This window comes from Brevibacterium sanguinis, assembly GCF_039528855.1.
GTDB lineage: Bacteria > Actinomycetota > Actinomycetes > Actinomycetales > Brevibacteriaceae > Brevibacterium > Brevibacterium sanguinis.
In genome coordinates this window covers 105,923-114,261 of the sequence record NZ_BAAAMB010000006.1, presented here as the reverse complement: position 1 = coordinate 114,261, position 8,339 = coordinate 105,923, and the positions used below count along the sequence as shown (strand labels likewise).

The window sequence follows — 8,339 nt, the reverse complement described above, 5'->3', positions numbered from 1 at the left end:
TTCGCCGAGGCGGTCGCCGTCACCCGTGACCGGGACGTGTTCTCTGGTGTCGTCATCCTGCCGTTTCCCGTTGTGCCGCGGCGGCCTGCCTGCTTACTTCGCCGCTTCGAGCTTGTCGGCGAAGGAGTTGAAGAACTCGGTGTAGGTCTGGATGCCCTCGTTGAGGTAGGTGTCCTGCGGGAAGTAGACGATCTTGTCGTCCTTGATCGCCGGCACGTCCTTGAGCGCCTCGGACTTCTCGAGCACCTCGGCCGCCGGGGCCGAGCCCTTCTCGCGCTCGTCGGGAGCGAAGGAGGCGTCGCGGTCGAGGACGAGCATGAGGTCGGGCTGCGACTGGGCGATCGCCTCGACGGAGACGTCGTCGCCCTTGTCGACATCGCTGCCGTCTTCGACCTCGAGGGCCGGTTCGAGATCGAGGATGTCGAAGACCGGGCCGACGGTGCGTCCCACGCCGGGTGCGGAGTAGCCGATCTCGCCGGCGGTGGTGATGAGGCCCATGGCCTTGTCGCTGCCGTTGTAGGCGGCCTTAGCGCGCTCGATCGAGGCGTCGAAGTCCTCGACGAGCTTGGCCGCTTCGTCCTGCTTGCCGAAGACCTCGCCGAGGGTCGTCGTCTGGCGGCGCAGCTCCTCGTCGAAGGGCTGGTCGTCACGCGGATCGAGCTCGAGGACGACGGCCTCGGGAGCGAGCTTCTGCAGGTCGTCGTGGTACTGGGCGAAGCGCTGCCCGTTGACGATGAGGTCGGGCTTCGCGGCCGCGACCTGCTCGAGGTCGGGTTCGCGGTGGTTGCCGAGGTTCTTGATGGTCTCGTCCGTCGTGTACGAGAGGCCTTCGGGCATGAGGCTGACGGCGGCGCCGCTGAGCTCGACGCCCCACGAGTCGAGGGTCTCGAACGTGCGGTTGTCCGTGGCCACGACGGAGGTCGGCGGGGTCGTCACGGTCTGCGTCCCGTTGTTGTCCTCGACCTCGACGGTGCCGGCACCCGAGGTGCTCTGCTCGCTGGACTCGGCGCTGGCAGCGCAACCGGACAGGGCCAGGGCCAGGGCGCCGACAGCGGCACCGAGGCGGAGGCGGGTCGAGATCATCGTGTTCTACTTCCTTCAGGGGACAGCGTGCGTGGTCAGATGTGAACCATCTGCGCATTAGCTTAGCCTAAGCTTCAAGAAATAGACGACGTCGATATTGCGTTATTCAGGTCACAGTTTCCCGCGCGGGGATCCTCAGACTCCGGCAGGGTTCAGACCACGTCGAGGAGGCGGTCGAGCTCGGCGGGCGAATCCGCGGCGGCGGTTGCGCCGCGACTGCCGCCTCGGCGCACAGCAGCACCGGACTCCTCGGCGATGAGCGCTCCCCCGGCGTAGTCGTAGATCCCGAGTCCGCGTTCGGCGTAGCTCGTCACCTTGCCTTCGGCGACCATGCAGAGGTCGATCGCTGCCGATCCGCATCGGCGGATGTCGTTGTAGCCGGAGAGGAGTTCGGGCAGCTTCGCGAGCTGGGCCGCTCGCCCCTCCTCGGTGTAGGCGAATCCCGTCGCGAGCAGTCTCCCGCTCAAGCCCGCAGGCTCACCGCTCAGTCGGGTCGCCGGGATCGCGGCAGCGGATTCGCCGGACTCCTGGAGCCGATCGCCGAGGCGGCCGTCGACGCGGTAGGCTCCGCGTCCGCGGCCGGCCAGCCAGGTCGCCCCGAGCCCCGGTGACGCCACGAGCCCGATCAGCCAGCCCTCGTCCTCGCTTCCGGGCACAGCAGCCTCAGGGTCAGTGCCCTCAAAGTTCGCGTCGACACCGCGGCGCACGCCGACGGAGAACGCGAAGTGCTCGATGCCGCGCACGAAGTTGACCGTGCCGTCGATGGGGTCGATGTGCCACTCGAGCTGCTGATCGCCATCGAGGTCGGTCGCCGCGACGAGCGCGCCGGCTCCGGGGTCGAAGAAGCTCAGCCGCCCGAGCAGGGCGCGGTCGAAGAAGTCGACAGGGTCGATCGCCTCGGCGCCCTCTTCGCCGATCATCAGGTCACCCGGGCGTACGGCGCGCAGATATCCGCGCACGAGCGCTTCGATCTGGGCATCCGCGGCCGTGACGAGATCGTTCGGAGACGATTTCGTGTCGACGACCGAGGCATCGAGGTCGGCGCCGAGGACGGCACGCCACTGGGACATCTGCTCCCAGGCGATGACGGAGAGATCTGCCGCGATGCGGACGAGCGGGTGATCGGAGAGGCTGCGCGGCAGCGAACCGGATGCTGTCATGCGGCCACCTTAACGCGCGGTCGCACGCGCATGCCGGGCCGCCCGAGCCCGCCGAATGTCACACGATCATCACAATCGGAAATTCTCGGACGCGCGGAATCTCCGCGACGCTATCGTTCACCTGACATGGATCGAACGCTCAGCTTCCGTCCACTGAAAGTCCAGCGGAATGGGTTAGTTTAACGCCGAGAATTAATCCTGCTTTACCGTGTAAATATCAATTCGGAATACTCGGAGAGATTATTCCGGGACAATACATGGGAACTGTCGATTTCCGCATCCCGCGGTGTCGCCTCCGCGCCGCACCGGGCGCCGGAGAGCGCGCGCGAGCGCAGGGCCGCCGACGGCGGCCCCGCGCTTCACGCGTTCACATGACTCACTCGGCAGCGACGGCCGATGTCTCAGCGGCCGGGACCGAGGCACCGGAGCCAGCCGCTCCGGCCTGCGATCCGGCCTTCTCACCAGAGTTCTCTGCGCGTTTGACGCGACCATGGCGCCGCACGATCTCCTGCACCGCCTGAGACGAGGTGCCGGCGGCCTCGGCGATGGCGCCGAAGGTCGCTCCCTCCTCGCGAGCGCGGAGGATCGACATGACGTAATTCGTGTTGATCTTGGTCCGCTGTCGGGAAATTCTCCTCACAGCCGCAACCAGGGCTGTCTGATCTACTGTTAATTCACGAGCGCGACGTGACATTGTTCTTTCCTTGCCTGCACATGTGGCCCACCGCCACAGGAAAATGTCCTTCCATTAAATACCACGACGCCTATGCGACGCCAATTTTTCCCGAATACTGGAAGCGGGGGAGCTTATGCTCCACCGAATAGTTACAAAACGGTAACGGAGTGCAATTGCACCTTATGGCAACGCTATTTGCCCATTCGGTGCACTCGATCGCCTGCGCTGACGGTGGCAGAATGCACATCATGACGACTTCGGAGCGCCCGCTCACCGGGCAGTCTGCCGCTCTGCCCGCCGTCGCGGACATCGTCGCCGAACTCGCCCGGGCCGGTCTCGAGGTCACCGCTGATCCCGCCGACCGGGCGGCCTACTCCTCCGATGCCTCGCTCTTCCGTCTCGTGCCGGCGGCCATCGTCTTCCCGCGGGGTGCCGACGACGTCGCGGCGGTCCTCGCGGTGTCCCGCCGCCTCGGCGTGCCTGTGACGAGTCGCGGTGCGGGCACGTCGATCGCCGGCAATGCGATCGGCACCGGGATCGTCCTCGACTTCTCCCGCCATATGACCGCGGTCCTCGACCTCGATCCGGCCGCGCAGACGGCTTGGGTCGAGCCCGGCTGCGTCCACGCCACCCTGCAGGCGGCAGCCCGGGTCCACGGTCTGCGCTTCGGACCCGACCCCTCGACGCACACGCGCTGCACGATCGGCGGCATGATCGGCAACAACGCGTGCGGCCCGCGTGCGCTCGGCTACGGCCGGACGGGCGCGAACCTCCTGGCGCTCACCGTCATGCTCGTCGACGGCACGATCGTCGACCTCGACGAGACGAACCCGGAAGCGCTCTTCCCACGCCTCCACGCGCTCGTCGCCGACCGCCTCGGCGTCATCCGCACCCATCTCGGCACGTTCTCCCGGCAGGTCTCCGGCTACGGACTCGAGGCCCTGCTGCCGGAGAACGGCTTCGACGTCCGTCGCGCCTTCGCCGGCTCCGAGGGCACATGGGGCATCGTGCTCGCAGCGAAGATGCAGCTCGTCAGGGAACCGGCCCACACCGCAGCGGTCGTCCTCGGGTACCCGGACATGGTCGCCGCCGCCCATGACGCGCCGCTGCTGGGCGACTTCCCCGTCGCCGCGTGCGAAGGGCTCGATTCGCGGATGCTCGATCGCGTCGTCGCGGCCAAGGGCGCCGAGGCGGTCCCCAGACTGCCTGACGGCGCAGGCTGGCTCGTCGTCGAACTCACCGGCGACGACGAGGCTGTGCTCGCCGGTCAGACGCAGCGGCTCATCGCCGAGGCGCGCGCCGGCGATGCCGCAGTCCTCGATGCCGACGCCGCCGCCGAGGTATGGGCGATCCGCGCCGACGGGGCCGGACTCGTCTCCCGCACCCCCGACGGACGGGACGCCCACGCGGGGTGGGAGGATTCCGCGGTCCCGGTCGAGCACCTCGGCGACTATCTCCGGGATCTCATGGATCTGCTCGACGGGCACGGTCTGTGGGGCATCCCCTACGGGCACTTCGGGGACGGGTGCCTGCACATGCGCGTCGACTTCCCGCTCGAGGCGGCCGGCGGGACGACGGTGATGCGGGACTTCCTCGTCGCCGCGACGCGGCTCGTCGCCCGCTACGGCGGGTCGGTCTCCGGCGAGCACGGCGACGGACGGGCCCGGTCGGAGCTGCTGCCGCTCCTCTACCCGCCTGAGGTCATCGACCTCTTCCGCGCGGTCAAGGAGCTCTTCGACCCGCGGCATCTTCTCGGCCCCGGCGTCATCGTCGATCCCGATCCGCTCGACGCCGCGATCCGGCTGACCCGGCTGCCTATGCGCGAGCGGCTCCCCGGTGAGCTCGCGATGGCCTATCCCGGGGACGCCGACGGCTTCGCCTCAGCCGTCCACAGGTGCACCGGGGTGGGCAAATGTCGCGCGGACTCCGCCGCGACCGGCGGGACCATGTGCCCGTCGTTCCAGGCCACACGGGATGAGAAGCATTCGACGCGGGGCCGGGCACGGGTGCTCCAGGAGATGGTCTCCGGCGATCTGCTCGCCACCGCCTGGGACTCCCCCGCCGTCGCCGAGGCGCTCGACCTGTGCCTGTCGTGCAAGGCGTGCGGCAGCGAATGCCCGACCGGCACGGACATGGCGACGTACAAGGCCGAGGTCCTCCACCAGTCCTACCGGGGACGGCTGCGGCCGCGCTCGCATTACTCGCTCGGGTTCCTCCCGCAGCTGGCGCGAGCCGTGACTCCGCTCGCGTCGCTCGTCAACCGGGTGGCGCGGCTGCCCGGGATCGGCACGGTGGGCAAGCGACTGGCCGGCATCGACTCCCGGCGGACGATTCCCGTGTTCGCGTCGACGACGTTCCGGTCGTGGTGGTCCTCCCTCGCCGAGGCGGGGGCGGGCAGATCTCGTGCGGGCGCTGCCGCGAGATCCCGTGCGGGCGCTGCGGCCCGTGCGGACCGCCTCGGCGAGGTCGTCCTCTTCGCGGACACGTGGTCGAATCACTTCTCCCCGCGGATCCTCGGTGCGGCCGTCGCGGTCCTCGAGCATGCCGGCGTCACGGTCCGGGTCGTCGAGCAGACGGTGTGCTGCGGTCTGCCGCTCATCTCCACCGGTCAGCTCGATGTCGCGCGGAGGAATCTCGGGGAGACCATCGCGGCCCTCGACGCGACGGGCGATGTCCCCATCGTCGGGGTCGAACCGTCGTGTCTGGCCGCGCTGAAAGACGACGCGCAGAAGCTCCTCGGCGGGGAGGCCGCCGCGCGGGTCGGATCGCGCGTGCAGACGCTCGCGCAGTTCCTCCTCTCCGTCGGCGCCGAACTGCCGGATCTGCGCGGGGTGAGTGCGACCGTGCAGCCGCACTGCCACCAGTCGGCGGTGCTCGGCACCGCCGCCGATCGCGAGCTGCTCTCCCGCGCGGGAGCCGACGCGACGTTCCTCGGCGGGTGCTGCGGGCTGGCCGGGAACTTCGGGGTCGAGGAGGGCCATTACGAGACCTCGGTCGCCGTCGCCGAGGTGGCCCTCCTCCCGGCGCTGCGCGACGCAGGCGACGGCGGAGCAGAAGGCGGAGGCGACCGACGCGGGTCCTCCGGCGAGCTGGGCGTCGTCCTCGCCGACGGCTATTCGTGCCGCACGCAGATCGCCGATCTCAGCGACGCTCAGGGAGTCTCACTCGCCGAGCTCCTCGCGTGGGGTCACGGCCTCGACTCACCCCGCCCGTGAGCTGTGCCTCCGGGGACAGTCGAGCTCAGGCCTTCGCGGTGAGACTCAGGCCTTTGCGGTGAGACTCAGGCCTTCGCGGTGAGGACGGGGACTTCGGCTTCGAGGAGGATGCGCTGAGCCTGTGAGCCGAGGATGAACTTCCCGATCGCCGAGCGCTTCCGCAGCCCGATGACGATGAGCTGGGCGTCATGCTCGGCGGCGAGGTCGTTGAGGGTGCCCGGCACGTCGTCCTCGTGGTCGGGCTGGAGGACGCTGACGGCGACACCCGACTCCTCGCCGAGGGCGACGATGCGATCGATGTCGTCCTGGTCGATCTCGGTGGGAGCGCCGCTGGCTCCGCGTCGCTGGGAGTTGACGACGACCGCGCTCGAGGAGCGCAGCGCCGCCTCCGCGAATCCCGCACGCAGTGCCGCTTCGCCCTCCGGGGCAGGAAGATAGCCGATGAGTATCGTCATGAGTTTAAGTATATGGATGACCGCACGGGCGGTTCACCGCGCGGTCACTTCCCGGACACCTCGGCGTTGCAGATCGCGTCGACCCGGGTTCGCAGCGCGCGCAGTTCGGCGATGAGCTCACCGGGGGCGATGACCCGGCAGGCGGCGGGGATGCTCCCGGTCAGCGCGGCCGCCCACCGCAGGTCGGTGACCCCGAACTCGATGCGCACACCGCCGGGCACCTCGGTGATCGTCGCGGCCCGGGTCGGGAACCAGGCCTCGGCCTCGCTCTTGACGGCATCGACGTCGAGGATGACCGTGTGCTCGTACGCGGCGGCGGTGACCGCGCGCCGGACGGCCGCCTCGGCGTCGGGGACCGTGCGGGCCGGGATCGGAAACGTCGTCGCCCGGACCGCGCTCATCCGGTCGAGGCGGAAGACGCGCCAGTCCTCGCGGTCGAGGTCCCAGCCGAAGAGGTACCAGTGGGCCCCGAGCACGACGAGCTGGGCGGGTTCGACACGACGTTGCTCCGCCTCGGCGTCGGTCCACGGCTTCGCATACGCGAACGTCACGCGGCGGCGGGAGGAGATCGCCGAGGCGATCGTCACGACGGTCTCGTGGTCGACGTCGGGTGCGTGGCCGGGGGCGACGGTGACCGCGGTCTCGACGGCACGGACCGTCGCGGCCATCGTCGGCGGCAGCATCGTTGTCAGCTTCCGCCCGGCCGACTCGGCGGTCGCCGTGCTCAGTCCGGCCCCGCGCAGGAGGGCGAGTCCGAGGCCGGTGGCCATCGCCTCCCCGGCCGCCAGCTGCAGCGGCGGGAGCAGGGTCCGGCTGTGCGCGCGGTAGCCGCCGGCGACGCCGGGCGCCGCGTCGATGGCATACCCGAGCTCGCGCAGGGCCGTGATGTCCCGGCGCACCGTGCGTGTGGTGACGCCGAACTCGGCGGCGAGCTCGGCCGCGGTCAGACCGCGCCCGGAGCTCAGCAGCGCGAGCATGCGCAGCAGTCTGACCTCGGTTCGCATGCGGACATCATATGTCCGCAAAACGGCAGACGATTGCGGTGTTCGATCAGTGCCACCCGCTCAACCGCCAAGGAGTCAGCCATGCCGTTCTTCGCCCCTTCCGTGACCACCGAAGCCGATGCCCTCTTCTCGTTCCTCGAACAGCAGTGCGGGCAGCTGCGGCTCACCGCCCTCGACCTCACCGAGGAGCAGGCGCGCAGCACGCCCACGGTCAGCGCCCTGTCGATCATGGGGCTGCTCGCCCACAGCGCCCAGGTCGTCTACAGCTGGCTGCAGCAGGTCCGCCGTCCGGACTTCGTCCCCACCGAGGCCGACTACGCCGCGTTCAACGCGGAGCTCGGGCTCTCCGGCTCATTCGACGGCGGGACCCGGCCGGACCAGACACTTGCCGAGGTGCTCGCCGCCTTCGACCGCGCCGTCGCCGAGATCGCCGCCGCCCGCCGCGACGTCGCGGACTCCGGCATCGACCTCGCCACTCGGGTGACCGTGGCCAATCCGTGGATGCCGCCGGACTTCGACATGAGTCTGCGCTGGATCCTCAACCACCTGACGACGGAGATCGCCCGGCACGCCGGTCATGCCGACATCATCCGCGAATCCCTCGACGGTGCGGTCTCCTACCAGCTCAACGCGCAGGCCGAGGGCCAGCCGTGTCCGCCGGAGAGCTGGGGCGGGGACGAGAGCTGAGCCCCGACGCACATCGGCACCCGCGCCCCGTGACGACTCGCTGTGCAGGACGAGTCGGA

Annotated in this window: 7 protein-coding genes; 2 read left to right on the top strand and 5 right to left on the bottom strand. The window is 69.5% G+C overall.

The window, feature by feature from the left end; genetic code table 11:
• Positions 1-93: 93 nt before the first annotated feature.
• The 3 genes from ABD154_RS07345 to ABD154_RS07335 all read right to left on the bottom strand — a co-directional run bounded on the left by ABD154_RS07345 (position 94) and on the right by ABD154_RS07335 (position 2,835).
• A complete protein-coding gene (locus ABD154_RS07345) occupies positions 94-1,083 on the bottom strand; it encodes a siderophore ABC transporter substrate-binding protein (protein WP_198500369.1) in 990 nt (329 codons plus the stop codon).
• Between the two features lie 152 nt (positions 1,084-1,235).
• Complete coding sequence (locus ABD154_RS07340) at positions 1,236-2,243, bottom strand: inositol monophosphatase family protein (RefSeq protein WP_198500368.1); 1,008 nt, start codon at positions 2,241-2,243, stop codon at positions 1,236-1,238.
• Between the two features lie 376 nt (positions 2,244-2,619).
• Positions 2,620-2,835 carry a hypothetical protein gene (locus ABD154_RS07335; RefSeq protein ID WP_140955364.1) on the bottom strand — a complete coding sequence of 72 codons (216 nt, stop codon included), beginning with the start codon at positions 2,833-2,835 and terminating at the stop codon, positions 2,620-2,622.
• A 332-nt stretch (positions 2,836-3,167) separates the two neighbouring features.
• Here ABD154_RS07335 and ABD154_RS07330 point away from each other — a divergent pair, with 332 nt between their 5' ends.
• Complete coding sequence (locus ABD154_RS07330; protein WP_198500367.1) at positions 3,168-6,134, top strand: FAD-binding and (Fe-S)-binding domain-containing protein; 2,967 nt, start codon at positions 3,168-3,170, stop codon at positions 6,132-6,134.
• 65 nt (positions 6,135-6,199) lie between these two features.
• Here ABD154_RS07330 and ABD154_RS07325 read toward each other — a convergent pair whose 3' ends face one another.
• Together ABD154_RS07325 and ABD154_RS07320 are read right to left on the bottom strand one after the other, a co-directional pair.
• Entirely contained in the window at positions 6,200-6,589 is a 390-nt protein-coding gene (locus ABD154_RS07325; RefSeq protein WP_140955366.1) for a universal stress protein, read from the bottom strand.
• Positions 6,590-6,633: 44 nt separating this feature from the next.
• Complete coding sequence (locus ABD154_RS07320) at positions 6,634-7,593, bottom strand: helix-turn-helix transcriptional regulator (RefSeq protein ID WP_198500366.1); 960 nt, start codon at positions 7,591-7,593, stop codon at positions 6,634-6,636.
• An 81-nt stretch (positions 7,594-7,674) separates the two neighbouring features.
• Between ABD154_RS07320 and ABD154_RS07315 the strand changes: the two genes are divergently transcribed.
• The gene (locus tag ABD154_RS07315; protein ID WP_344250844.1) at positions 7,675-8,280 is read left to right on the top strand and encodes a DinB family protein; all 606 of its coding nucleotides are present in this window, start codon (positions 7,675-7,677) and stop codon (positions 8,278-8,280) included.
• Positions 8,281-8,339: the final 59 nt, after the last annotated feature.

Coding starts and splice junctions, on each gene's coding strand:
- ABD154_RS07345 (WP_198500369.1), bottom strand. CDS start 1,083: ATGATCTCGACCCGCCTCCGCCTCGGTGCCGCTGTCGGCGCCCTGGCC.
- ABD154_RS07340 (WP_198500368.1), bottom strand. CDS start 2,243: ATGACAGCATCCGGTTCGCTGCCGCGCAGCCTCTCCGATCACCCGCTC.
- ABD154_RS07335 (WP_140955364.1), bottom strand. CDS start 2,835: ATGTCGATCCTCCGCGCTCGCGAGGAGGGAGCGACCTTCGGCGCCATC.
- ABD154_RS07330 (WP_198500367.1), top strand. CDS start 3,168: ATGACGACTTCGGAGCGCCCGCTCACCGGGCAGTCTGCCGCTCTGCCC.
- ABD154_RS07325 (WP_140955366.1), bottom strand. CDS start 6,589: ATGACGATACTCATCGGCTATCTTCCTGCCCCGGAGGGCGAAGCGGCA.
- ABD154_RS07320 (WP_198500366.1), bottom strand. CDS start 7,593: ATGCGAACCGAGGTCAGACTGCTGCGCATGCTCGCGCTGCTGAGCTCC.
- ABD154_RS07315 (WP_344250844.1), top strand. CDS start 7,675: ATGCCGTTCTTCGCCCCTTCCGTGACCACCGAAGCCGATGCCCTCTTC.